This is a genomic window from Negadavirga shengliensis (assembly GCF_042652345.1).
Taxonomy (GTDB): Bacteria; Bacteroidota; Bacteroidia; order Cytophagales; family Cyclobacteriaceae; genus Negadavirga; species Negadavirga shengliensis.
Window position 1 is genome coordinate 48,718 of record NZ_JBHSJJ010000019.1, and the last position, 25,960, is coordinate 74,677.

Sequence of the window (25,960 nt, forward strand, 5' to 3'; positions counted from 1 at the left end):
AATTAGTGATTTTTTCAATACTTCTCACCCAAAATTTTAGAAGGCATAACCGGATCCTTTCTCCGGAGGCCGAATTCTTCCACCGCATATTTCTTCAAATGTTCTTCCATCTCTTCGACAGAATCAGTCAACAGAAAAAGATCCAGATCATGTTCACTGATCGTACCGATTTCAGCCATATAATGGATATGGTCATATAGATGCCGGTGGAACTCTTTGCCCATCAGTATCACCGGGAACCTTTTCATCACCCTCGTCTGGATCAAAGTAAGGGCTTCGAAAAGTTCGTCCAGGGTACCAAAACCTCCCGGCAGCACAACAAAGGCATAACTGTACTTTGACAACAATACCTTTCTCACAAAAAAGTATTTGAAGTTCATGTACTTGTCCAGAAACTTATTAGGAAATTGCTCAAACGGCAAAATGATATTACATCCGATCGATTTTCCACCAGCCATTTTGGCCCCACGGTTGGCTGCTTCCATAATACCGGGCCCGCCTCCAGTCATGACGGTGAACCCCATATCACTGATACTTTCGCCCACCCGGATACCCAACTGATAGTAATCATCCTTTTCTTCAAACCTGGCAGAACCGAAAACCGTGACACAAGGCCCTACAAAATGAAGCATCCTGAAGCCTCTGATGAACTCCATCAAAACCTTAAGTCCGAATTTGAGATCTTTGATCCTGCTTTGAGGTCCTGCCATGAACGCCTCTTCCTCGGGATTGATCAATGGCAGTATTTTCCTTTCCTCCTTTTTTATCATATCAAATAAAAATTAAAAACAAACTGTAGGGATCAAGTTGATTGTAGTTTATAAACACCATTTGAAACATTATGGTTTGGTCCAACCTTCCGTTTTGGCAATAGTTTAAATTATTTCCCTAATAATCAAGACATTTATTATAAAATTTACGTCTTAATAACTAATCTTATATTTTTATTTGCTATTTTCAATTTCAAACGAATAAGATGAATAGACGCCTACTTTTACTAATGTGGATATTCGGCCATTTGGGAAATTTACAGGCCCAAACCCCTGACACAGAGCCCCTGCTTTTAAACACCTATAACCAGATCATTGCCTACTTCCCCGATATCCATGTCGCCGGGCAATATGTCGAACTGAGAAGGGCGTTGGAAGGGCATCCCTTTTATGGAACCAATAAAATGGAAAACGGCATGGTGATGATCAGCGGATACCCGTTTGACGGTATCCCGCTTCAATATGACATCTGGGACGATCTTTTGATCAGCTTCTCCCCTATTTTCATGCAGAAAATGATTCTGAACCACCTCAAAATAGAAAAGTTCCAACTCCACAATGGAGATACCTTTGTGAGGAAAAATGAAAATCCGGGATACTATTACCATAACAACGGCTTCTACAGAGAGGTTGTCAAAGGAGATATCGGTCTTTACTGCAAACATGCCAAGGAAAAAAAACAGGAATCCTCAACCATTGAACTAAGGAGATATTATAACGAGATTCAGAAATTTTTCTTTGAAATAGACGGCAAATTGGTTCCGGCTCCAAGAAAGAAAAAAGTATTTGAATTGCTGCATCTTCCAAAAAAGGAAGCGAAACAGCTTTTAAAATCAAAGGGGCACAAATTCAAAAAACACAAAGAGGATTACCTGAAAACCTTGGTTTTGTTGGCCAATGAAAAAAAGAATGGATATGAATAAAATTCTACTTTTTACACTGACAGTAATCGCGTGTACCATTATCTCTGAAACATCAGCACAGACGCCGCAGGAAAAGCAAATCAGCGGGATTTTCGCCGGTATCGGCTTCGAAAGATTTGCCCAGATGGTTGAAGAGAGATCCCCCTACCGGTTTTACTTTAGCAAGTCCGACACGGACAGCCTCGAAATCAATATCAGCGTGAGCAACGCAACCATAGAGGAAGTCCTCGAAAACATTCTGCGCGGATCAGAACTCCATTTCAGCATTGACCGGGAAAACAGGGTGTTTATCAGCAAAGGCAGGCCTTTGTCCGTAAAGCTCCCCGCAGATTATTTCACAGTAAAACCCGAACCCACCGACGAACCCGAACGGGACGACCCGAAGGAAAAAGAAGACAGAATTTTTGCCAAGAACCGGCTTTGGGAAATCGGTACAGGTGGCAGGAGCATTTCCGGCACAGAGGGGAGACTGAGAGGAATCGTGAAAAGTTATGAATCGGGAGAGCCCATAATCGGCGCCTTGGTATATACATCCGACAGGCAATTCAGGACCATTACTGACGAAAATGGCAGTTTTGAAATTATCTTGCCCAAAGGCCGCCATACCCTGATTTTCCAAAATTTCGGAGCTTATCAGGAACAACGGCAAGTCAACATACTGGGTGATGGTACACTCAACGTGGATATGGACGATAATATCATTTCCTTATCTGAAGTGACGGTCACCTCGGAGCGGTCCGCCAACATTGAGCGGCCTGAAATGGGTATGGCCTCCATAACCGTACAATCATTGAAAAAAATCCCGGCGGTACTCGGAGAGGTGGATGTGTTGCGCGCGGTATTGACCCTCCCTGGTGTGAAAACCGTGGGGGAAGCCAGTGCAGGGTTCAATGTGAGAGGTGGTGCCGCTGACCAAAACCTGATCCTTTTTAACCATGCAACCATATACAACCCTACCCACCTTTTTGGTTTGTTTTCGGCTTTCAATCCCGATATGGTGAGCCAGGTGGATTTGTACAAAGCGGGTGTCCCCGTACAGCACGGGGGCAGGCTTTCCTCCGTGCTGGATGTAAAAGCAAAATTCGGCAACTCAGAAAAGCTATCCGGTGGTGGCGGTATTGGCCTTATGACCAGCCGTTTATACCTGGAGGGTCCATTGGATTCTCTCACCACGTTTGCGGTTGGAGGCCGGAGCACTTATTCCAACTGGCTGTTCGGCATGCTGGACGAAGAATCGGAGTTCAGAGACAGCAGGGCTTCCTTCCATGACCTGAATCTCAATATAAAAAGGACCATCGACAGGAAAAATGAACTCGCCTTTACTTCCTATTGGAGCCAGGATGCTTTCCGTTTTGACCGGGACACGTCCTTTTCGTACCAAAACCTCAACTTCAATATGGGATGGACCCATTATTACAACGACCGCCTGGAAAGTGAAATCAGCATCGGCCATGACCAATATCGATTTGGTATCCTGAGCCTACAGGATGCTTTGAATTCATTCAACTTCGGTTTCAGCATGGACCAAAGTCACTGGAAAAACCACTTCACCTACGAGCTCAACGAAAAACACAAGTTGAGCTTCGGCATGAACCACATCTTGTATAATCTCAATCCTGGAAGGCTTACACCGGAAGGCCCTGAATCCATTCTTATCCCCCAACAGGTCCGCCAGGAAAAAGCCCTGGAATCCGCTTTTTATATAGGTAACGAGCATGAGATAAACCCCAAAGTGCTCGTTAATTATGGTTTAAGATATGTCCTGTACAATTACCTGGGCCCCAATACCGTCAATGAATACCCGGTGGGTACCATCAAAACCGAAACCACAAAAACAGGGGAAAAAGTGTATGACTCCGGAGAAATCATCAACACCTATCATGGTCCGGAGATAAGGATCTCAGCCAGGTATTCCTTGGATAATTTCACCTCCATCAAAGCAGGCTACAATACCATGAGGCAACACATCCACATGATCACCAATACCGCCGCCATAGCGCCAACGGATACCTGGAAAATGAGTGACCCCCACCTGGCTCCGCAGATAGGAGACCAATTGGCGGTGGGGTACTTTAAAAATTTCAAAGAAAATACCATAGAGACCTCCGTAGAGGTTTACTACAGAAGAATGAGAAACCTGGTGGACTTCCGAAGCGGGGCCACACTTATCCTCAATAATGATGTAGAGCAGGATATATTGAATACCGATGGCAAGGCCTACGGGATCGAACTGATGGCAAAGAAGACGACAGGAAAACTCAACGGATGGGTCAGCTATACCTATTCCAGGTCGCTTTTCAGAACCAATCCCAACGTTTTGGGGGAAAAGATCAACAGGGGACGTTTTTACCCCAGTAATTTTGACCAGCCACATGACGTGATGGCCGCGGCCAATTTTGAATTTACCAAAAGAATCAACACCTCCCTTAACGCCAACTACAGCACGGGCAGGCCCATCACGTTACCCATAGCCAAATTCAATTACGGTGGATCTGAGCGGGTCTATTATTCCGACAGAAATGCCTATCGCATCCCTGATTATTTCCGGGTGGATATTTCGGTAAACTTAGAAGGCAACCATAAGATAAGAAAGCTGGCCCATGCCTCGTGGTCATTGGGCGTCTATAACGTGTTGGGAAGAAGCAATCCCTATTCGGTGTATTTTGCACCCATCAATGGCATCATCCAGGGCTATCAGCTCTCCATCTTTGCCCAGCCCATTCCTTTTATCACTTATAACTTCAGGTTCTAATGGACAACATGGTAAAAATCTCGTTTTTGTTTTTTGCTTTTGTGGGTGGCCTGCTGGTTTATGGGTGCCGGGAGCCCTATGAGCCGGACCTTTCCACTTTCGACCACAGTATTCTCGTGGTAGAGGGACACCTGGAAGTAGGTGGGGGAACCAGTGTCATCAAATTAAGCCGCACCCATCCACTATATCAACAGACAACCTTCTCTCCCCTCATCAACGCCCAGGTAAATATTATGGGCACTACAGAAGGCGTTTGGGCTATGGGATGGCACGAGGACGGGTATTACTACACGGAGGGCAATCTTCCCGGGAACCAATCTTATGTTTTGAGTATCTATTTGGGTCCGGGACGGCAGTACTTTTCACAAGAAATTGTTCCGGTCGAAACCCCTGATTTCGATATCACCTACCAAAAAAGGGATGGCAATCTGAAAATCTACGCCAACACTTTCGGCAATGAAAGTGCCCCTTATTTCAGATGGGAGTATGAAGAGACCTGGATGTACCGCACACCCTTTGCCTCTGCGTTCAGATATGAATCGACCACCAACCAAGTAGTGGTAAGAAACCAGAATGAAATGGCCTACCAATGCTGGGATGGTGACTTTTCCACAAGAATCATTCTGGAGTCCTCATCTAAATACCAAAACAATCAGATTTTTCAGAAAGAACTGTTGCAAATAGACAGCCTTTCCGAAAAACTCGGGATCAGGTATCACATCAAAGTAAAACAGAGAGCAATAAACCTGGAAGCCTTTACCTTCTGGGAAAGCATCAGGCGTAACTCCGATGATATCGGGGATATCTTTAGCCCCATGCCTTCAGGAATCAGCAGCAACCTCTATAATGCAGAAAATTCCGACGAACCCGTGATAGGATATATAAGCGCGGGAAAATCCGTGGAAAAATCCATTTACATCGACAGAGGCGATGTTAACTGGAGAGCTGTCATCGCGGAATATCGGGGATGTGAAATGGATACAATAGGTGTTCAGGATTACGAGGAGTTTTTTTTATATGGGGGGTATGAGCCTATTATAGAATATTGTGAGATGTTTTATCCCTGCGGTCAATATTTCGCCGCACCGCGAAGATGTACAGACTGTAGGTTGAGAGGCGGGACCACAGACAGGCCGGAATTTTGGGAAGACCAGTAAGAAAATGAAGTAACTATGCGGATATTCATCAACCTTTTCATATTGATATCGCTGTCGGGATTAACCATTTTCCCGTCGATCGGGCAAAGTGACATGACAAAGCCAATGGCATCGGAAAAAGCTCCGGAAGAAACGGTGCATGTCCATTTGACGGATCATGTGCTGATTTCGGGAGAAACCCTGTGGCTGCATGTCCTGGTGACGCTGGAAGGTAAACCCACACCCTCCAAAATTGTGTATGCCGAAATCCTGGACCGAAGGGGAAATCCGGTAAAACAACAAATGATTGGTTTAAAAGAAGGCAAAGGGGATGGATACCTGGAGGTACCGGAGCAGCTTCCTTCCGACCACTATTTACTGCGGGTTTATACCCGCAACAGCCCTTATGCGGAAAACCCTCACAGGATTTCCCACCATGTATTGTCGATCATCAACCCCCAAAATCCCCCCAGAATCCTGGCGGAATCAAAAACACCTATCCGTAACATTTCTTTTAAAGAAGGTGAAAACAGGTTCATCCAACTGGAAAAATCATCCTGGTTGACATCGGAAACCATCGTGATGAACGTAAAGCCTGAAGAAGGTTCAGTCCCTTATTTTAACGTATCCGTTACCAAGGTCTTCCCTGGATATTTTGAAAACAAACCGTACGCCATTGACGACATATATGCACCTATCAAAAAAGATAAGGTAATCGTGCCTGAAATATATGGCCACATCATCAAGGGCAGACTGCTTGCCGACAAAGTGGATACTACAGAGACCTTTTTTCTGTCCGCGCATGGTACGCAAGCCCATTTGTTCTTGGGAAAGCCCAATCAAAACGGTGACTTCTTTTTCGAAACCGGTGCTTTCAGTCATTTTGACTATGTCGTGGTGCAATCATCAAAATCCGAAGAACAGGTGAATTTTCTGCTGGAATCCCCCTTTTGGGACCAAAGGCCCAAAGCCGGGTTCGATCTTCCCGGATTTTCCCTTACCCAGGAGGCCAAACAATTTATCGAAGACAGGCTACTGGCACATGCCACCAATAGGTATTTCATGCCTGAGAAAATGCTGCCGCCCCCAACTGTCCCATTCCAGTTTATTGCTGACCATTCTTATTTGTTGGATGACTATAACCGTTTTGACAACATGGCCACCACCATCAGGGAATATGTTCCCAGCGTCTATGTGAGGAGTCAAAACAGAAAAACCATATTCAAAAATTTTAACCTGCCGTACAACCGCTTGTTTCAGGAAAACCCTTTGATACTGGTAGACGGCATGCCGGTGTTTGACAGTGATGAATTTTCCAGATTCAACCCAAAAGAAATCGAAAGGATGGATATCGTGAACCGGTACCTTTATTTTCAGGAAAACCTGTTTCAGGGACTGATAGCCCTTACCTCCTACAACAACGATTTTGGTAAATACGACTTGCCCAAAAACGCCCTGTTCATAGAATATCAGGGGATACAGCCCCAAAAAAACACCGGGAACCTATTTGTTAAAAATCAGGAAAACAGACGTTTCCCCGATTTTAGAAACATATTGCTGTGGGAGACCAACCGGAAGCGTGAAGAAGACCACCCCATCCTTTTCCAAAGCTCGGACCTGGAAGGGGATTATGAGATCAGGGCGTCCTTCTGGAATCCCGCTACTGAAAACTGGAAAGAGGAAAGCCGGCTGATAAAAGTGGTAGCTAGAAATGAGTAAACATTTGAAATAATCTGTTCTTCATGTCGTGGGGAGCATTCCGTAGATACCGGGATATCCGGTATCCAATTTAGAAATCAAGAAAGCCCGGAACGCAAATAGGCCCTAAAATACCCCCCTCCAATTTTACCGTTATCAATCTGCTTCAACCTCTTTCAATTCCCCACCGCCACAGGCAACACCTCCACGGTCAAAGAATCGACCACGGTCACTTCAAAACCCAGATTTACTTCCAACTGGCTGGAGGATTCCTGAAGCCGGGCCGCGCCGTTCTTCGACACCCTGCTCTCCCAGACGTAAAGTCTTCGCAGATTAGGACTGTTCTGAAGATATTGGATACCCTCATCCCCTACGGAAGTACCGTAAATGTTCAAAAACTCAAGATAAGGCAGTTCCTTTAAGTAAGACATCCCTTTGTCGGTAATGCCTGTTTTTTCTGCCCTCAAACGGGTAAGATTTTTAAATTTGGCGATATGCTCCATCCCGGCATCCGACAGTGGGGTATCTTTTAAATCAAGCCAGGTGATCTGCTCCGGAAAATCTTCCGCCAGCTCTCCTAAAACCTCATTTACCGGATCATTTTTATACAGCGTAACCTGGAGCCAATTTTCTTTATTGGACAATGGCTTGATGGAAATGCCCCGGGATTTATAGGCTTTGATCTTTTCGGGGTCTGCCAATGCGGTTCCCGACGCCAGCAGTTTTTCCACCTCGGTCTTGTTAGCGTCAGGATCGGCCAGTGTCCGTAAAATGGCGTTCACTTCATCATTCACCTGCACTTCGGCTACCTTTTTATCAAAAGGCGCCCCTTTATCGATCCACCATTCCAGCAGGGTAATCTGATCCGGACTAAGTTGTGTCTTTCCCTTAGGGGGCATATGGTCATCATCAATGTCGGGCAAATGGATCCTTCTGATGAGCTCGCTTTCCTGCACATTTCCCGCCACAAAAACAGGCCCGTTTTCACCCCCTTTCATCAGTGCAGTCCGGGTATGCATCTGCAAGTCCCCTTTTTTCTTGCTGGCGTTATGACAGGAATTGCACCGCATTTCCAATATCGGATGGACGATATCCGCAAAGACATCGGCTTCGTTCAGGTCTTTTATCAGTTTAGGCCCTTTTTCCTGGGCAGGCAAACCGGCCAATGCCCTTAGGCCATTGGGCATGTACTGCGTCAGGTAAGTGGATCCATGGGTCAGGGAACCACCGTAATGACCTGCTCCGGCGAGGAATACCATCATTACAAATAATGATGCCCAGTATGCCTTTTGGATTTTGTCCGTGGATTTTTTTTCTTTTTGACGGTAAAGAAACCAAGAAGAAAAGGCCAGTATCACCAAAATGAGACCCGCCCATTGATGGATGAACAGCAGGTCCTCACTGTAGTCTCCCGACCGCGCCAGCATTAACCCCAACGTCGCTGTCACCAATGCAGAGATGGCCCCCAAAAGTAGAACAAACCCCACCGCGGGCCGCAGGTAAGCAAACCTCTCTTTCCGGGACAAAAACGCCATCAAAAAGGCTAAAACCAAAAAACCAATGGGTAAATGCAGGATCAAAGGGTGGAACCTGCCAAAGAAAATCACAATATCTGCTGCTGATTGATCCATATGCTATTTTATGCAATGATTTTATGAACTACTTTTCCTGAAACATCCGTTAGCCGGAAGTCTCTTCCCTGGGCGAAATACGTGAGTTTTTCATGATCCAGCCCCAACAGATGAAGGATGGTCGCCTGTAAATCATGAACATGCACCTTATCGCGGATACCATAATAACCTATTTCGTCGGTTTCTCCAAGCGTAAACCCACCTTTTACACCACCGCCTGCCATCCAGATGGGAAAGGCTTCTGTGTGATGGTCCCGGCCTTTGAACGGCCATACTCTCCCACCCCGGTTTTCCTGCATCGGCGTCCTGCCAAACTCTCCCCCCCAAACCACCAGCGTCTCATCCAACATGCCCCGCTGCTTCAGGTCCTTTACCAGGGCTGCCATGGGCCGGTCTACTTGCTGGCATTTTTTTCTGAGCCCCACCTCCAACGATTCGTTTTCCGATACGCCATGGGTATCCCAGCCCCAGTCGAATAACTGCACAAACCTCACCCCTTTTTCCAACAGCCTCCTGGCCAACAGACAGTTATTGGCAAATGAGGTTTTACCGGGTGCGGTGCCGTACATTTCATGAATATAGGTAGGCTCATCTGCGATATCCATGACATCCGGCACGGAGGTCTGCATATTAAAGGCCATTTCGTACTGACTGATACGGGTCAGGGTCTCCGGATCACCCATTTCCCTATACTCCTTTTCGTTGATCTTATTGATGGCATCAATGGTTTGACGCCTCAATTTTCCGTCTATCCCCGCCGGATTGGACACATACAAGACGGGATCGCCCTCAGAGCGACACTGCACCCCCTGATACACCGAGGGTAAAAAACCGCTGCCCCAGACAGACTTACCCGCATCAGGCGTATTGCCCCCGGAAACAAGAACGATAAAACCCGGCAGGTTGTCGTTTTCGGACCCCAAACCATAGGTGACCCACGATCCCATACTGGGTCTGCCCAGCCGCGGCCCCCCTGTTTGCAACAACAACTGGGCAGGTGCATGGTTAAATTCATCGGTATGCATGGTCTTGATAAGGGTAGCGTCATCCGCAATGCTGGAAAAATGCGGGAGCAACTCTGAAACCACCATCCCGGATTCACCTCTCGGTTTAAATTCAGCCTGTGGGCCAAGCATTTTTGGAACGCCCTGGATAAAGGCAAATTTTTTCCCTTCCAAAAGTGATTGAGGGCAATCCAAGCCATCAAGTTTCTGTAAATCGGGCTTGTAATCAAAAAGCTCTAATTGGGACGGAGCCCCGGCCATATGGAGGTAAATGATGCGTTTGGCTTTTGGGGCAAAATGAGGCAGTTTAGCAGCCAGGTTTTCCGCAGCTTGTTTCGCTGCTTCTTCTTTTTGGGAGGCAAGCGGCTGGCAGCCCATCATCGCACCCAGGGCGATCCCACCCAAACCCGAAGCGCATTGTTTCAGAAAATGCCTTCTGGTCTGCTGCTGTAAAGAACGGTAGTGGTATTCTTCAAATAGGTTCATGGGTACGCAATTTATGACTTCATAAGGAACTCATCCAGATTCATAATGGTATTGGCCATTACTGTCAAAACGGCCAGGGTTTCATTTTCTTCTCCAATAAGCTGGCATATTGCCTCGGGATCCGCTTCGAAATACTGCTGCGTCTGCCGGTGCAATAATAGAAGATCTTCCAGCTTCTCTTCATCTACGCCGCGCAACATCGCCATGCTGTACATCAAGGCCAACTGCGCCCTGGCATCAGAAGGCGAACTTTCTGCCACTTTTCTTGCCAGCTCGCGGGCGGCCTCCAGATAAACCGGATCATTCAACGTCACCAGGGCCTGGATAGGTGTATTGGTGTCGATTCGTCTGGGCAGACAAAACTCCCTGCTGGGCGCATCAAATGCAATAAAGGACGGGTAAGGGCTGGTCCGCCTCCAAAAGGTATATAAAGCCCTGCGATATCGGTCCTCTCCTGTACTGGTTTCCCATTTATCGCCGCTGTAAACCACCTGCCATATGCCTTCCGGCTGTTCGGGCATCACACTGGCCCCGTACATTTTCTTACTTAATAAACCGCTTACCGATAAGGCCTGATCCCTTAACTGTTCTGCCGTCAACCGTATCCGGGGACCTCGGGCAAGCATTTTGTTACCCGGGTCTTTTTCCAGTAAATCCTCTCTCATGTGTGAAGATTGCCGGTAAGCAGCCGACATGACGATTTCCTTCAACAGCTTTTTAACATCCCATTCATGCTCATGGATAAAACGCCGGGCAAGCCAGTCCAACAATTCCGGATGGGTGGGATCAAACCCCTGAGAACCGAAATCTTCCAGTGTTTCCACCAATCCCAACCCGAATAACTGTTCCCAAAAACGGTTGACGGTGACCCTCGCAGTAAGCGGGTTGTCGGGACTTACCAACCATTCTGCCAGTCCCAAGCGGTTCATGCCGTAAGCAAAATCATTCCATTTTTCGGGCACACCCGGTTCCACTTTATCTCCCAACACCATCCAGTTGCCCTTTTCAAACAGCCTGGTTTCTCTCCCGTACTCAGCTTTCAGCTCCAGCATGATCGGTGTGCCTACCTTCCCCTTTTCCAGATTGAACAACTGGTAGAAGTCTTTTTCAACGTCTTCATATCCTTTTTCCCCCTCCCCCGGCAATGCCTGATGCAAACTCACCCATTCCACAATGCATTGGGTATGGGATTTTTCAGCACCTTGTAGCACCAAATACAGATCACGGTTACCTTCCACTTTCTTAATCGGAACAGAGATGGTTTCGTTCAACGTGATGATTTTGTCCATGTTCTCTTCCTCGTCAAAAACCTTTTTGGTCTTTTGCCTGACCCTCCAGTTACCGATCACCTCCCCTTCTTTGTGATCCAGCCTGAATTCCAGCACACCCACACTTGTATCTGCTCTCACCCTCAACATGATTCTATCCTCTCCTCTAAAGGGAACCTGCTTTTTTCGGGTATAAACGCTGTCTGTCACACTGAAGAAGGAGGTGCCTTTTACCGGAATTCCCTTATCCATCTGTTCAAAGAGATGGGGATGGATCTTGGGTTCCGTGACCCTGACCAGCTTCTCATAATACGGCCTGGTTTCCAGTCCAGCATGTTTTTCTGCCCAATCCAATATCCTGTTTAACCGGTCTTGGTCTTCTTTTTCCGTAAATTCCACCAATACAGGTGACTCATTGGGCATATCCGTGTCCGCCGTTTGGTTAAAAAAAGCCAGGGATTTATAGAAATCCTCATGCTTGATCGGGTCATATGGATGGCTGTGGCATTGTACACACTCCATGGTGGTGCCCTGCAGTACAGACCAGGTCGTGCTTACCTTGTCTATCAGCGCTGCAATCCGGAATTCTTCATTATCCGTACCCCCCTCATCGTTGTTCATGGTATTTCGGTGAAAGGCAGTGGCAATGTATTGGTCATCCGTAGCATCCGGCAGGAGATCCCCCGCCAGTTGCTCCGTAACAAAACGGTCAAAAGGAATGTTGTCATTAAAAGCATTGATCAACCAGTCCCGGTATTTCCAAATGCTTCTGGGTCGGTCGGCTTCGTATCCTTTTGAATCCGCATACCTGGCCAAATCCATCCACATGGCTGCCCAGCGTTCTCCATAAGCCGGTGAGGCCAGCAGGCTGTCCACCACGGCTTCATATGCGGTGGCAGAGGTATCGGCAAGAAAAGCCCTGGTTTGTTCCAGGCTGGGAGGCAATCCGGTCAGATCAAAGCTCACCCGGCGAAGCAACGTGTATCTGTCAGCCATGGGGTTGGGTGCCAATTCCATTTCCTCCAGCTTTTCCAGAATAAACCGGTCAATATCAGTGATTATCCAATCGTCGCTTATTTCAGGAACCGCTGTTTCTTCCGGGGCTATGTATGCCCAATGGTCTTTCCAGGGTGCACCTTGATTGATCCATTTTGTCAATACAGCAATTTCCTTTTTACTCAAAGGCTCCCGCTCCAAAGGCATCCTGTATTCAGGATCATGGTGTTTGATCCTTTTGACGAGTTCGCTTTTGCCCGGACTTCCGGGAACAATAGCCCTTTTTCCGGATTCATTGACCGCCAAAGCCTCTTCTTCAAACAAAAGGCTAAAACCTCCTGATTTTTTTACGCCCCCGTGGCAGAAAATACATTTTTTATTAAAAATAGGACGGATATCCTTATTGAAATCCACTTCTTTTCCCAGCACAAAAGAGGGAATATACCGGTGCTTGTTTTCGATGGATACCCCATTGAGAAGGAGATATACCAGCCAAATCAAAAACAATCCTGAAGAAAAAGATAATATCAGTCGGGTTTTCGGAAGCATAATTTAAGGGAAATCCCAGCGGGGAATTCACGTAACAAAGTAAAGAAATTTGGCTGAATTTCAAATATTCCGATAAAACAACGGCGAAATAAAGATTTTGACGGAAAAAACCACCCGGATTCCCCAAGAAATAAAATCCAAGTATTCAAATCCTTCCTGCTTTTGCGGTTTGGCCCGGATTTCCTTCTCCCAGTCGTCATACGCGAGAAGCAATACCATATCGTCCGGTTTACCCAGGTTGTCCGGGATTTCCCCCTCTTAGTGACGTACTGTTTCGTCATCGCGGGAAGCGGCAACCTTTCGATTTAATTGCCGGAGACGTTCTCCGCGACGAAGCGATCCCCTCGCGTGAGCGCGCGGCGTAGCGGCGGGGTTTTCCCCGTGCTGGCGGGGCAGGTCGGTTACTTTTTTGACCTGCAGCAAAAAAGTAACAAATGTAATTCGGAGAGGTTTTGTAAAAAAACCATAAATTCCTATTTTCGACAATTACCCAAAATATTTACCTGTAAAAAACTTATTTATCAAACCAAAAGTCACCTAATTAATCCAAATCAAAATGAAAAGGACAATACTTATATTGCTTATCGCCCTCATGGGTTTCTATTATCCTGCTGCCATAGCTCAGGAAGAAGCAGACGCGGCAGACGAAGTGCTGTTGGAACTTTATAAAGGCGCCCGGGTAACCGATGTGGTGGATGGCATGGTTACCGTAGGTTATATGGATGTAGGGGTAATGGATCCCAAAATCGCACCGCTTTGGAAAGACGTGGAAACCATGGAACACCGGTTTGCGGGCATAGCTGTAACCGTAAGATATGGGCCTACCAACCGGCCCATGCACCCTGGAGCAGACCTCACCCAACCCGAAAATTATGAAGCCTACCGGAAATGGAGAGGAATGTGGTATTCCCAACTGTCCCCGGAACCCTTCCAGGAGTTCATCAAAAAAGGAACCGTGGTGGTCATGGACAACAAGGACGACAATGATACAGGTTCCACGGGTTCCAAAAATATTATGGACTGGCAGGAAAAGGGAGCCGTAGGGCTGGTTTCTGCCGGAGGTGTGAGGGATATTGACGAAGTTATCAGACAAAAGAACCCTGTCTATACCAACTACTTTGAAAGGGGCCGTGGGGAACGTATCGGGAGAAATGAGGTAATCGATGTGCAACGGCCTGTGGTTGTGGGCGGATGCACGGTATATCCCGGGGATGTGATTGTGGCGGATGCCGATGGCGTGGTGGTGGTTCCCCGAAGGGCAGCCGTCAGGGTCGGCCAGATTGCCTACCAGGAACTCGTGGATGACATCAAGGGAAGAAGAGCCCTTTACGAGCAAACCGGAAGAAAACTTGATGAAACGGTGGAGATTCCGGAAGAGCCAGCGGCCTTTTTCAAGCGCCTGGGACTGCCGGAAGATCCAAACAAGATGCCATGATGAAAAAACCCGATCGGGTGGAGTAATGGAAGTGTCTTCATGTAAAGCCATATGTGCTTTCCAGATAAAATAATTGACAGCTTTAAAAAACGGGGTAATTCAAAAAAATATCTCATCAGGCTTTACCCTGTTTTTCATTTTTTTAGCAGGGACATAACAGGTCTGTTTCCATAAAAAACAATTATCTTAATGCTAGGGATGACCAAAAAGAGGAATCTGGCGTCAGGGAATATTGGGTCATTCAGCCAGTGGAACGAACCCTTCTGACTTATACGCTGAAAAACGGCAAATATATCCCTTCCCGACTTTTTACCGTGGGGGACACGTATCCGGCATCCTCCCGGGCTTTCGCTTGAATTGACGAGGTTTTCAATCCCCCGGGTGACTGAAAAGTTTGAACGTTTTGTGGTTGTGAGGAGGGGGGACGGTTTCGCATTCCGGGGGGATGCACCCGTGGGTATCGGGAGGTTGGGCCGCTTTGTGATGCTGGATCGATCGGCCCCCGTCTGCTCCCGGCTAGCACCGGAGTTAATGAAAAGTTGACCACGTCAGGATCATTCCTAAGGCAAGGCATTTTTCCCACCGCCTGCGACAGCGAAGCTGTCGAACTTCTCGTTAACCCCCTGTGAAACGGGGGGTAAAGACGCCTGATCACTTCTGTCCCAACCCTGAAAGGGTTGAACTGAATGCCAGTGGAAAATTCAGGCTATTAGCTTCTATTTCAAAAAAAGCCCCGGTATTTGTTACCGGGGCTTTTCAATTATTTTTTTGCTGTCAGGAAGGCCTGTTGAATTTGAGTATACCTGCCCGGATGACCAAAACCAAAATCAATGCAAACAGCATCCCGGAAAACAAGAGCAAACTGATCAATGAGAAATAAAATCTCCATTGCTCCTCCGTTCCGAAAAGATGCGCATGATTTAGAAAATTGGTAAAAGAAGAATAAACTTTCATTGAACCTAACAGCAACCCAAACCAGATACTAAATTTCAAAAATTTTTCATCCATGATTCCCATATGTTTAACTTTCACAATACTTTGCTGCACCTTCCATACCTCCGCCAACAAGTCCAATGACTCCAGCGGCTGCACAGCCGACGATCACCCCGGTGGCTGTTCCAACTCCGGGAACAACCGTCCCAACTGCCCCTCCGACAGCAGCCCCCACGCCACAACCAACAATAGCTCCTGTCAAAGCGCTGCCCATTGTACCTGCGGCGCACCTGCCCCAGCAGGACCACCACCCGTCACATCCCATAATGACCGTGTACCCACCACCGGTATAGGTGTAATTGGCATAGTTCATCCAATTTACAAAAGAATCCATAAACATCATATTGTCCACCAAAATTTGTCTCTCGTAAAGCGGCATGTTAGAATACCTTACTTCTGTAATGGCGTTGCTTAAACTCACGCTGTAACCTCCACTACTGTTGTATGAAGTCGGCTGGGCAATTAATCGGGAATAATCATAAAATGCATCGGAGTACACAATTCCATCTGAAGATGTTCTGGCGTTTGGATGATGATCCTTATATGAAACGATTTCCAACCCCGCGTCCCGCGCTTCCTTCAAAAAGATATCACCTAAATCTTCTTCACTTAATTCAGTTTCACCTTCGAGCAAAGCCGCCAATGTTTTGTCAAAACTTTGAATCATCTTCTGGATATTTTCACTGTTGTCCACCAATCCGTCCGAAGATTCCAACGCAAGGTCATCCTCAAAACCACTACAACCCATTAAAAACAATAAACAAACAATCCCAATAAAATTATTGTAGTTTTTCATGATAAAATAAGATTAAAGAGTTTACATTAGGTATTTAGGATTCCGATATTTTCCTGCTACTCTTTTATTTGATGTCGGTTTTCACTTCCACATTTCCGACTTTGGGTGGTTAGCCCTTAAAAACCTATCAATCGTTAAAAAAACAAAACCAAAAAAGAAACTAGACTAATTCCCTAAAAATATAATAAATTAATATATTAAGCAAAGGATTACTTTATTTTTTATTGAAAAAATACATTGTTGTTTGGTAAAACGGTGTTTTTGTCTGTTTTCGTTCGTAAAGCGCTGATTGCGAATTTGTGTTTTTTCATTTCTCAAAAAAATGGGTTTGGGTTAGTTTACGCAATGGCTAACCCAGGTAATTGTTTCTATGCCGGACACCAACACTTGGAAAATTATCCTTCTGCAATCAAAGGAGTTCAGACCCTGTCCTCATAGGCCGCCCCATTTAGCTGCGCTCCTTAGTTGCCCCAGTTGAAGCTTCCAATCGGCGGTTTTTTCTATCTCCGATACACATAGGTGCCGGCATCGACAATGCACCACCCCCCATTGGTGAGGGACAAGTCTCCCCTTAACCACAATACTTCCTGTTCCTGACACCCATAAAGGATCCAAAAGTACGGGTCTTCCCTCCAAAGCAGGTGGGGTGTTCTTTCATCTGATCCAATTACCTCATCCAGTACGTCGGAATCAAAAGTCAGGGTCAACATCATCCTGAAATCTGCCTGGGATTCCCCCTGGTCCGGAACTGCATGAACAAAAGTACCGGTTAATTGGCGCTCCAATTCCGAGTTGGTTTTGACAAATGTGCCATCTGACCGGAATTCATAGGTTTCTGTATAAGAAAAATCAGTTACATCCTCCAGTCCCCAGTCACTTCTCATTTCCACCAACTCCCATTGGCCTGTGAAATTTTTCTGAAGATCCTCAAACTCATCCGGTTGACAGGAAAACAAAAAAACAGCCTCAATTGAAATTTTTCAATCCTTCTATTTGGTCACTGACCCTCTGCCTCAAAATACCGCTTCAAGGAATATTCAGGCTGCCAACGGTCCGGGGTGCGGCTTAGGGTGTCGGGGTCATAACCCATGGGCTTGACGACATTGGTGGTCAGGGCGGCCGTATCTCCCGATTGCCGTTGCCAGTCTTTCAACAAATCCGTCAATTCTTCTTTCTTCAATTGATGCGCTGGATTTTCCGCCAGGTTATTCAGTTCCAACGGATCGTGCTCCAGATCAAAAAGCTGCGTATAGTCCCTTTCCGGATAACGGATCAGCTTCCACTTGTCGTCTCTTATTGCCCTTACGGTATGCCTGTAGGCGGTAAACAGGGAGTTTCTCACCCCTTCCTCCCTGCCCTGGATTACGGGTACCAGACTTTTTCCATCCAGTTGTCCGGGTGGTGGAATTCCCGCCAACTCTGCCAATGTCGGATAAATGTCATGGATATAGGCAAGCGCATCCAACTCCCGGTTTTGGAGCACACCCGGGCCCTTGATGATCAGCGGGACTTTGGTGCTGTGCTCATAAAGGCTTTGCTTTCCCAACAATCCGTGGCTGCCTACAGCCAGCCCGTTGTCAGCCGCATATACGATGATGGTGTTTTCATATTGCCCCGTTTTCCTGAGCGTTTCGATGATCCTTCCTACCTGCTGATCCAGATGGGTGACCAGCGCATAGTAGTCGGAAAGGATCATTTGGATCACTTCCGGTTTTCTGGGCCATCCGGTCAGGTTTTCATCCCGTACCGTGAGGTGGTCAAACTCAAAGGGATGGTACGGCATATAGTTGCCCGGCAAGGGAAGGGAGCCGTCCGGGTAGTGATTGATATAACCGGCTTCCGGGGAATAGGGGTCATGTGGCACCGTATAGGCCACATAGCAGAAAAAAGGCCGGCCTTTATGGGTTGCTGTATGCGTTTCAATAAAATCAATGGCCGTCTGCGTGAAGATCTCTGTGGAGTAGCCTTTGTAGGTAGCCTCACCAAGTTTTCCGTTTTTGTCGTAGTCCCTCAACGCCACATTATAATGGTCCGCCATACCTCCCAGATACACATTGTTGGCCTGCTGAAAACAGGCCTCAAATGCTTCTTGCTCATTGTGCCACTTGCCCGTCCCAAAGGTGGTGTATCCCGCTTCTCCAAAGGCCATCGGCATGGTATGGATCCCGTTCAGGCGGTCATAGACCCTAAAGAGGTTTTGGCCACTCATCAGCATGGCCCTGCTGGCCATACAGACCGCCCCGTGGTTCCCTCCCATCACATAGGTGTTGGTAAAAAGACTGCCTTCCTGTGCCAGTTGGTCAAGATGGGGAGTCCGGATATATGGATTGCCATAGGCCCCCAAAGCATCCGTACGTTGGTCGTCTGCAAATAAAAAAAGTACATTGGGCTTTTTGTCCTCCTCCGCTGGTGAACAGGCTCCCATCAATAAAGCAAAGGCTAAAACAAGAAGCAGATGGTAATGGGTCATATATAGGGTTTTATAAGTCTGGTGTGTCGCCATTTAAAATTCTAAATTTCATCAAATAAGCAAGGTATCATGAAGTCAATTCTTCAATCAATGTTCTCCAAATGAGCCCTCAACTCATTTTCCAACTCTTTCCTTAACGCCGGAAAGCTATCGCTTAGATTTTTGTTTTCCTCCGGATCGTCCATCAAATCAAACAGCTCAAAGGTCGGGTTTTCACTGTTCCCGTCGCTCACGATTTTCCATTTCCCTTTTCTATAGCCATATATCTCCCCACTGCCTCTCACAAAAACACTTTCTCTAATACCAACGGATTTATCACCAAAAAAGACCGGGGACAGATCGTAACCATCCTTGGCCATATCTTCCGGAATGTCCTGTCCTACGATGGCAGCAAGCGTCGGGAGTATATCGTTAAGCGCAATCAGATCATCCCTTTCCGTTCCACTTGGAAAGTTATCCTTCCAACTGGCAATCAAAGGAGTCCGGACCCCGCCCTCATAGGCCGTCCACTTGGTTCCCCGGAATGGAAAATTAGGCATATGGTAACTGGAGTCTATTTCTGCATTGACGTCCTCCTGGCTATTGGTAACTTTTTGCAGGTCTTCGTCGGGATGTGTGCCCACAAACTGGGACCCATTGTCGCTGGCGAAAAGTATGAGGGTGTTTTCCTTAAGCCCCAATTTCTCCAATTCATCCAAAAGCAGGCCTATATAATGATCCAGTTCATGCACATAATCGGCGTAAAGGCCGGCTTGGGTTTTGCCCATAAAGCTGGGATGCACGGCAAGCGGGATATGAGGAACATAGGGCGAGAAGTAAAGGAAAAAAGGCTTGCTGCTTTGTTTTTTGTTGTATTCTTGGAGGTAATGGATGCTCTTTTCTGTCAGGTAGGGCAAAAAGTCTTCCAGCGGAATCCGTTCCAGATCTTCGGTTCCGGAAGCCGCTTCAATCGTGTACAGATCGTGGATGATTGCCCCTGTAACCCTGTCATCGTCAAAAATCCAACATTCACTCGCACAACTGAATCCCAACCAATGTTCAAAACCCCGGTCCAGGGGGCCATCGCTCACGGGTTGGCTAAAATCTATATTCGCCCCATTGTTGTCATCCCTGAATTTCCCATATCCAACCGGCTTATTCCCGTCTGTGGTAGGAAAGGTAGTACCCAAATGCCACTTGCCAAAGCCCACCGTTTCATAACCCGCATTTACGAGCATTTGGGGTAATGTAAGCAGCCCCTCATCAATCATGGAAGGCTCATAGTTGGCCATCACCCCGCTTTTCTTCCAACTTCTCCAGGGGTATTCCCCAGTCATAAGGGCGTACCGGGTAGGAGAACATACCGACACCGGACAATAGGCATGGGTAAACCTTACCCCTTCACCTGCCAGTTGATCTAAATTAGGCGTCGGGACTTTGGAAAGTGAATTGTACACCCCCAAATCGCCATAACCTAAATCATCAGCAAAAATCAGTAATATATTGGGTTGTTGAGGTGCCTCCTCCTGCTGCTGAGGCGATGAGCATGAGACGACTATGAATATATTGATAATTACGAGACGGATGGGGGTTTTCATTTCCTGATTTCTTTATACATTTATTCATTATAATTTTAGCAAGAACATCTAATTTTTATTTTATTAATCTATTCCCACGGAAGCAGGGAGAATTTCTCATAAATAATGTTGCGACTGAGTGGACATTTTTTAGCTTCCGCTGAACATTTAAACCCTAAAATCCACCGCTATAATCTCGTGATCCAGGATTTTTGGAACGGTTAGCTTCACACGGCCATCCTTAACGGTGTATTCGGGTTTTTCCCCGCTCATCAGCAATTGCAGTCCTGCGATTTCAGTTCCTCCCGGCAGCTGTATGGTAACCCGCTGCTCGGATAAGGGTATGATTTCCCTGCAGGGTCCCTTCATCATCATCGGATTGGTAAGGTTCACCAGGTGCACCGTCATGGATGCTTGCTGACGCCAAACCGTAGTATCCAATATCCCCGCTCCCTCCACTTCGATAACTGGCGTTTCATTCAGCGCCCACCTGATGGTATTGCGAAGCAGATTCCCATGGTCCACATTCATGATCTGCCAAAAAGAACGGTCCATATCCCCTGGAAAATAGGCCACCCTCCCCTTCCCTACCTCCTTGAGGTAAAGTTCCCTGACATCTGAATCCGGCACCCGTGGATAAACATCTTCCATCGGCAGGTCCGGGTAAGTAGGGATCAAGGTTACCGGACTTGGAAAGCGGTCCTTTGGATTGACCTCCACCCTGTAAATGGTATTGATGATGCGGTAAGCATCTTCCAATCCTTCCAGTACCGGATGAAAGCGGCGGTTATCCGGATCGCTTTTCAGACGGAGGTAACTGTTTTGCATGGGCCCCTCCACCTTGCCGGCATAGTTGACCCCCAGCAACTCAGACAAGCCAAATTCGCCCCTGGGCTGACCTTCTTCATCATAAAGTGAGGTTTCAAAGGTGGCCAGAAGACTCCCCCCTTTTTCAACAAATTTTTTCAACTGTTCACATTGAGCATCCGAAAGGGCAGCGATATTGGGAAGAATCAAAAGTTTAAAGGGATGCAGGTGTTCCTCATCCAGAAGCAGGTCATTGACCATCTCGAAAGGCATGCGGTCCTCCACCAAGGCATGGTACATGCCGTAGCCATGATCCTGAATCTGCTGTTGCCACGGCTGCCCGCCATATTTTCTGTTGGTCTGCTCAGAATAAACCACCCCCACCCTGGCCAGAGGCCGGGTATTTCTCAGGTACTTCTCCTGAGAATGGTAGGTTTGGTAGATATTGGCCACCCCATCCATCCAACGCTTGTCGAAGATCACCCCCCCGAATTTCACAAAACAGGGGAGAATCCCGTTGGCAGTACCTTCCGCCACCCAAAGCCTGATTTCCGCATCGCTTTGAACCGAGTCTTTCCAACGATACTGCTCCTCAAGCCCTACACTGAAAATGCCCACCTGGGTCTTCATCCCCATAGTGGCACGCAGTTCTTTGGCATGTTTCCCGTTGGACCAAGGGGGTATCACCCCTCTCCGGGCCTGCTGGTCTGCAAAAAAGAAATCAGAGTGCTTTCCCGTAATCAGCTTGTCAGGAAAGCCGTTGGGGATATACCTGGCGGTAGGTTTTCTATGGCGGATAGTTTCGTCCCACAGAAACCATAACTCCCGCAACCGGTCAATTCGCCATTCGTTGTATTTTTGATAGACCGGGTCAAGTCTGTCCTCTTTTTGTGGAAGATCCAGACCGGAAAATGCCTTAAAATGCTTTTGACAATGAATGCAATAACAGGTTCCGTGGCCGGCCCACCGGTTTGAAAAAATGGCCTCGGGTTCATAGCGCTGCATGATCTCCTCATGGATCTCCGTCATAAAGTCAAAATTGTAAGGCCCCAGTGCACAGGTCACCCACAGATCCGGATTTGCCCAGTGCCTGCGTTTTTCACCATCTCCAGTGACGGCAATCCAGTCAGGATGGGCATCATAAACCTCCTGCCTCGCAGCATGAGGGTCTGTTCTAAGAATCACCGTCATGCCCATCCTCCGGCACCTTGACACCAGGTAACCCAGGGTATCTTCTTCCCCCAACCAATTGCTCCGGTGGTGCAAAGGAATGGCTGTGGGGTAAAATGCCACGACGCCACCGGCGCTTAACAGGACCCCATCCGCATGGATGCGCTTGAAATAATCCAGCCAGAAATCAGGATCATAGTTACCCGGATCGCTTTCCACAAAGGCAAGCTGCGCCCACCGCATGGCACGGTTAAACCAAGGCATCTCCTGAAGATCGTTGCGGGTGGAAGCGCTTATGAAAGAGTGTGCATTTCCCATATAGGCCGCACTGCCTATTAAAGAGCCGGCTTTGATAAAATCTCTTCTTTTCATGGTCGGGGAGTGGGTTATTTCGGATTTTCTGTTGCTATCTTATAATAATAGATATATTACGCTAGAAAATCAAATAAAATGCCTCCACTCCCTGCGATCCAATCTTTGGATTTATATGCGGACGGGTTGGGACTTGTTGCCTGCAACGGTCACTGATTTTCCACTATCCCCGTTGCCAGCCATTATTTTTATCCCATACTCATTTTCAGTTCCAAACCCCTCCCAACCCTCTGCGTCCTCTGTGGTGATTTTTTTATAACCACAGAGGAACGGAGGACACGGAGGAGGGTGCGGAGTTTTTCTGGATCTTCCGGGGGTTTTTGCCTGTTTCGCTCACCGCCCCAACCCTCTGTGTCTTCTGTGGTTATACCCAAAGATGCAACCCCATCACTTTACACTTGATTTGACACTTGCTTTCAACTCTACATGGATACTTGCATTTCCGTTTCCGGAAAAATCCGAATCGATAATAAGCCTGTTATTCCCGTTTTTTAATTTAGGCACCCTGTCCCCTATGTTTGCTTCTTGCAATACATTCCAGCTTGCGTCATACAGCCGCATGATTCCTGAAGCATCCAGCTTCAAATACTGTCCCGCATGGATGGCAAAGGGAATTTCCAGGGAGTGAAAATTATTCACTTCCATCGTAAGGTTACTGGCAGCAGCCCCGGCGTTATTTTCCCCGCCGTTCAGTTTCAGTAGAAATTGCATGGGTTGTTCGGAATAGGGATTCCCAAACTCCATGACACTGTGCACAGGTTCACCCGGCTGCCTTATAAGCTGTTTATGTTCATGGCGTCCCACTTTATAGGAATACAGCACCCACTCTCCTTCCCCTTTAGCTTCCAGATGGTATTCATTTTCGATATCCTGCATCAGGGTTTTTTGTTCATCCGAAAATACCCCGGCCATTCTGGCTGCTTCCCAGGTCCGTATCGCCTCAAAAATCTCATCACTTATCCCGTTTTTATCCACCGCTGCAAAGGAGACATTAAAAGCAAACCCCGCATCAAATCCCGCCGCCCGGGCGAGCAGCCATTCCGTGTCCTCCAGGCTGGTCTGATCAGACATGCTGAACCAGCCCAACATCGCGGGCAACAAATTCCGCTTATAAAAATCCTGGTTCATCAGCCGGTAATTGGTCTGGCTTTCCCTAAACCCGGCATACCAGGGTTCTCCCCAATTATATCTCGTATTGATGTGCCAGTTGAAATGGCTGGGATTGCTGGCGTCGTTAATGATTTTGCTGCGCAGTTCCGGTGACAGGTGATCATACCATGTCTTGGTAAACAGGCTGCGGGCATACTGTCCCATACCTGTTGACCAAACCCCTTCCAAACCATCAAAGGAAATCTGCATCAACCCCGTTTCGTTAAAAAGCCTGGCCAGCGTGAGGGCAATCTCTTCGGACAATTCCGCATTGCTGAGAAAAACTTTATATCCGTGATCCATCAGCTTGCCGATGGCTTCACCTTCCAAATGCGTCGAGGCTTGGGTCCCGTATGCTCCCCGGATGCAGTCCAACAGTCTCCATGGAACCTCTTCGGAAACGGCCCTGTACCGGACAATCTCATTGCCGATGCGTGCCGCATGCAATGAGTTGTTTTCCATCTGGTTGAAAAATACCGGGGACGCTATAGGGATTTCTTTCGCAGAGGCGTCAATGGGTTTCTCCAATGTGCTTTCACCCACGATCGCCAAACGCGGATCCGGAACAGGGGTCACGTAGGGATCGTTGGTCGTAATAAAATTGGACAGGGTATGAAGCCCTAAATGAACACCCTCAGCTGCCGCGCGATCGACGTAGCTTTTCAGGCTTTTCCAGTTATCCGGGAAAGCCTCCTGATTTAGCTCAAAATGGCCCCAGGTCTTAAACGGCCCGCCATGATACAGGTATTTAAGGCCTGCCTTTTTTGTAAGGGAAACAGCTTTATCCAACGACTTCCCGTCAAAACCCATGATTAAATAGGAGGCCGTTGCTTCTTTGGCCGTTTTAGCCCACGCTCCGTTTATCGTGGGATGGGGAAGCCCTTCAGCCACTTCAATGGTCCCAATGGTGGTCAAAGCCTGATCTGATGGGCACCCAAACAAGGCGATTTTGGATCCCACGACCCCGCCATCTTCAAAAGCCGGTGCGAGATACTGCGAATGCCCCCAGTTTTCTATCACCCTGTTATCCGATCTATTGCGGGTATAGGCCTGGAGAACCGATCCGTTTTCTATTACCTTGGCGGTTTGCCCGCGGTAGTATTTTTTATTTCGCCACCCTGAATCCACATCCACCAAATCCCCGGTTTCGAATATATCATAAGCAGGCTCGATATCGCTCTCCTGGGAGGGGTAACCACCTAAGGTTTTGACATTCAGGGCCTGGATCCCGATGGCAAATTCGCCATTCCTTACCACGCCTACCGCCTCTCCGATAATCTCCCTTACCGAAGTAGGATACGGTCCCCAGATGACTACTTCTACCAAATCCGGAGAAGTGATACCGGTTAGTTCAAAAGTCAGATACTCTTCATGTTCCCGGAATTCTATCCTGGCCTCAATATTCTCTACAGGAAAAAATAAGCTCATTTGATCTCCCGACACCTGAAGCCTTTCCGGCTGGACCATATTTTCCCCCACCCTTAGGGTGAGGAAAGGAGATGCTTGCCCCGAAAGCAGGTATTCTTTTTTATGCACACGATCAAACAGGCTTTCTATATGTCCCCTTTCATCCAATGCTATTTTCAAATGCTTCGTCTCGAACGTCACCTCCTGTGCCGACACTTTTGGAAGGACTGCTATGAACACTATCAATATCAATTTATAAACTTGATCCATCATTTATTTTCATATAGTTTAAGTGATTTAATATTTTCTATCAACCCCGGAATATGACCTGACGTCAAGTCAAGTATAAAGGGGTTAGAATTTCCCGCCAACCTGTCGGCAGGGAACGCTAAGATGCCAAGAAACTTACCAACTTGATTTTTATTCTAATAATTGAAAATCTAAACAAGTAACAAAGTCCCATACATCATTTTCAGTACCAAACCCCTCCCAAACCTCTGTGCCCTCTGTGGTGAGTTCTTTTTACCACAGAGGACCGGAGGACACGGAGAGAGTCCGGAATTTTTCTGGATCGTCCGGGAGTTTTTGCGAT

16 protein-coding genes are annotated in these 25,960 nt (G+C 47.2%); 5 read left to right on the plus strand and 11 right to left on the minus strand.

Going from position 1 to position 25,960, the window contains the following annotated elements; genetic code table 11:
* Positions 1 to 14 precede the first annotated feature (14 nt).
* Positions 15 to 770 carry an LOG family protein gene (locus ACFPFU_RS22835; protein ID WP_377068523.1) on the minus strand — a complete coding sequence of 252 codons (756 nt, stop codon included), beginning with the start codon at positions 768 to 770 and terminating at the stop codon, positions 15 to 17.
* Positions 771 to 976: 206 nt separating this feature from the next.
* Here ACFPFU_RS22835 and ACFPFU_RS22840 point away from each other — a divergent pair, with 206 nt between their 5' ends.
* From ACFPFU_RS22840 to ACFPFU_RS22855, 4 genes are read left to right on the plus strand one after another with little or no spacing between them, the layout of a single operon-like run.
* On the plus strand, positions 977 to 1,693 hold the full coding sequence (locus ACFPFU_RS22840; RefSeq protein WP_377068525.1) for a hypothetical protein: 717 nt from the start codon (positions 977 to 979) through the stop codon (positions 1,691 to 1,693).
* Positions 1,686 to 4,445, plus strand: coding sequence for a carboxypeptidase-like regulatory domain-containing protein (locus ACFPFU_RS22845; protein WP_417575073.1), 2,760 nt, complete (start codon positions 1,686 to 1,688; stop codon positions 4,443 to 4,445). Before ACFPFU_RS22840 ends, ACFPFU_RS22845 begins: the two co-directional genes overlap by 8 nt.
* Entirely contained in the window at positions 4,445 to 5,602 is a 1,158-nt protein-coding gene (locus tag ACFPFU_RS22850) for a DUF4249 domain-containing protein (RefSeq protein ID WP_377068529.1), read from the plus strand. The genes ACFPFU_RS22845 and ACFPFU_RS22850 overlap by 1 nt, the downstream gene beginning before the upstream one ends.
* 15 nt (positions 5,603 to 5,617) lie before the next feature.
* Complete coding sequence (locus ACFPFU_RS22855) at positions 5,618 to 7,300, plus strand: hypothetical protein (protein WP_377068531.1); 1,683 nt, start codon at positions 5,618 to 5,620, stop codon at positions 7,298 to 7,300.
* A gap of 155 nt (positions 7,301 to 7,455) precedes the next feature.
* On the opposite strand, the gene ACFPFU_RS22860 is transcribed toward ACFPFU_RS22855, so the two are convergent.
* From ACFPFU_RS22860 to ACFPFU_RS22870, 3 genes are read right to left on the minus strand one after another with little or no spacing between them, the layout of a single operon-like run.
* A complete protein-coding gene (locus tag ACFPFU_RS22860) occupies positions 7,456 to 8,910 on the minus strand; it encodes a c-type cytochrome domain-containing protein (protein WP_377068533.1) in 1,455 nt (484 codons plus the stop codon).
* A gap of 8 nt (positions 8,911 to 8,918) precedes the next feature.
* Complete coding sequence (locus ACFPFU_RS22865) at positions 8,919 to 10,400, minus strand: DUF1501 domain-containing protein (RefSeq protein WP_377068535.1); 1,482 nt, start codon at positions 10,398 to 10,400, stop codon at positions 8,919 to 8,921.
* A gap of 11 nt (positions 10,401 to 10,411) precedes the next feature.
* Positions 10,412 to 13,213, minus strand: a complete 2,802-nt coding sequence (locus ACFPFU_RS22870) for a DUF1553 domain-containing protein (RefSeq protein WP_377068537.1) — start codon at positions 13,211 to 13,213, stop codon at positions 10,412 to 10,414.
* A 556-nt stretch (positions 13,214 to 13,769) separates the two neighbouring features.
* Between ACFPFU_RS22870 and ACFPFU_RS22875 the strand changes: the two genes are divergently transcribed.
* The gene (locus ACFPFU_RS22875; RefSeq protein ID WP_377068539.1) at positions 13,770 to 14,648 is read left to right on the plus strand and encodes an RraA family protein; all 879 of its coding nucleotides are present in this window, start codon (positions 13,770 to 13,772) and stop codon (positions 14,646 to 14,648) included.
* A 774-nt stretch (positions 14,649 to 15,422) separates the two neighbouring features.
* On the opposite strand, the gene ACFPFU_RS22880 is transcribed toward ACFPFU_RS22875, so the two are convergent.
* The 7 genes from ACFPFU_RS22880 to ACFPFU_RS22910 all read right to left on the minus strand — a co-directional run bounded on the left by ACFPFU_RS22880 (position 15,423) and on the right by ACFPFU_RS22910 (position 25,641).
* On the minus strand, positions 15,423 to 15,656 hold the full coding sequence (locus tag ACFPFU_RS22880; protein ID WP_377068541.1) for a hypothetical protein: 234 nt from the start codon (positions 15,654 to 15,656) through the stop codon (positions 15,423 to 15,425).
* 13 nt (positions 15,657 to 15,669) lie between these two features.
* Entirely contained in the window at positions 15,670 to 16,437 is a 768-nt protein-coding gene (locus ACFPFU_RS22885; protein WP_377068543.1) for a hypothetical protein, read from the minus strand.
* Between the two features lie 500 nt (positions 16,438 to 16,937).
* The gene (locus ACFPFU_RS22890) at positions 16,938 to 17,393 is read right to left on the minus strand and encodes a hypothetical protein (protein WP_377068545.1); all 456 of its coding nucleotides are present in this window, start codon (positions 17,391 to 17,393) and stop codon (positions 16,938 to 16,940) included.
* 41 nt (positions 17,394 to 17,434) lie between these two features.
* The gene (locus ACFPFU_RS22895; protein ID WP_377068547.1) at positions 17,435 to 18,907 is read right to left on the minus strand and encodes a sulfatase-like hydrolase/transferase; all 1,473 of its coding nucleotides are present in this window, start codon (positions 18,905 to 18,907) and stop codon (positions 17,435 to 17,437) included.
* Between the two features lie 83 nt (positions 18,908 to 18,990).
* The gene (locus tag ACFPFU_RS22900; protein ID WP_377068549.1) at positions 18,991 to 20,484 is read right to left on the minus strand and encodes a sulfatase family protein; all 1,494 of its coding nucleotides are present in this window, start codon (positions 20,482 to 20,484) and stop codon (positions 18,991 to 18,993) included.
* A gap of 147 nt (positions 20,485 to 20,631) precedes the next feature.
* Positions 20,632 to 22,812 carry an alpha-amylase family protein gene (locus ACFPFU_RS22905; RefSeq protein ID WP_377068551.1) on the minus strand — a complete coding sequence of 727 codons (2,181 nt, stop codon included), beginning with the start codon at positions 22,810 to 22,812 and terminating at the stop codon, positions 20,632 to 20,634.
* 387 nt (positions 22,813 to 23,199) lie between these two features.
* Entirely contained in the window at positions 23,200 to 25,641 is a 2,442-nt protein-coding gene (locus ACFPFU_RS22910; RefSeq protein ID WP_377068553.1) for a hypothetical protein, read from the minus strand.
* Positions 25,642 to 25,960 lie beyond the last annotated feature (319 nt).

Coding starts and splice junctions, on each gene's coding strand:
- ACFPFU_RS22875 (WP_377068539.1), top strand. CDS start 13,770: ATGAAAAGGACAATACTTATATTGCTTATCGCCCTCATGGGTTTCTAT.
- ACFPFU_RS22905 (WP_377068551.1), bottom strand. CDS start 22,812: ATGAAAAGAAGAGATTTTATCAAAGCCGGCTCTTTAATAGGCAGTGCG.
- ACFPFU_RS22855 (WP_377068531.1), top strand. CDS start 5,618: ATGCGGATATTCATCAACCTTTTCATATTGATATCGCTGTCGGGATTA.
- ACFPFU_RS22865 (WP_377068535.1), bottom strand. CDS start 10,400: ATGAACCTATTTGAAGAATACCACTACCGTTCTTTACAGCAGCAGACC.
- ACFPFU_RS22885 (WP_377068543.1), bottom strand. CDS start 16,437: ATGAAAAACTACAATAATTTTATTGGGATTGTTTGTTTATTGTTTTTA.
- ACFPFU_RS22900 (WP_377068549.1), bottom strand. CDS start 20,484: ATGAAAACCCCCATCCGTCTCGTAATTATCAATATATTCATAGTCGTC.
- ACFPFU_RS22840 (WP_377068525.1), top strand. CDS start 977: ATGAATAGACGCCTACTTTTACTAATGTGGATATTCGGCCATTTGGGA.
- ACFPFU_RS22845 (WP_417575073.1), top strand. CDS start 1,686: ATGAATAAAATTCTACTTTTTACACTGACAGTAATCGCGTGTACCATT.
- ACFPFU_RS22850 (WP_377068529.1), top strand. CDS start 4,445: ATGGACAACATGGTAAAAATCTCGTTTTTGTTTTTTGCTTTTGTGGGT.
- ACFPFU_RS22880 (WP_377068541.1), bottom strand. CDS start 15,656: ATGGATGAAAAATTTTTGAAATTTAGTATCTGGTTTGGGTTGCTGTTA.
- ACFPFU_RS22860 (WP_377068533.1), bottom strand. CDS start 8,910: ATGGATCAATCAGCAGCAGATATTGTGATTTTCTTTGGCAGGTTCCAC.
- ACFPFU_RS22835 (WP_377068523.1), bottom strand. CDS start 770: ATGATAAAAAAGGAGGAAAGGAAAATACTGCCATTGATCAATCCCGAG.
- ACFPFU_RS22895 (WP_377068547.1), bottom strand. CDS start 18,907: ATGACCCATTACCATCTGCTTCTTGTTTTAGCCTTTGCTTTATTGATG.
- ACFPFU_RS22910 (WP_377068553.1), bottom strand. CDS start 25,641: ATGATGGATCAAGTTTATAAATTGATATTGATAGTGTTCATAGCAGTC.
- ACFPFU_RS22870 (WP_377068537.1), bottom strand. CDS start 13,213: ATGCTTCCGAAAACCCGACTGATATTATCTTTTTCTTCAGGATTGTTT.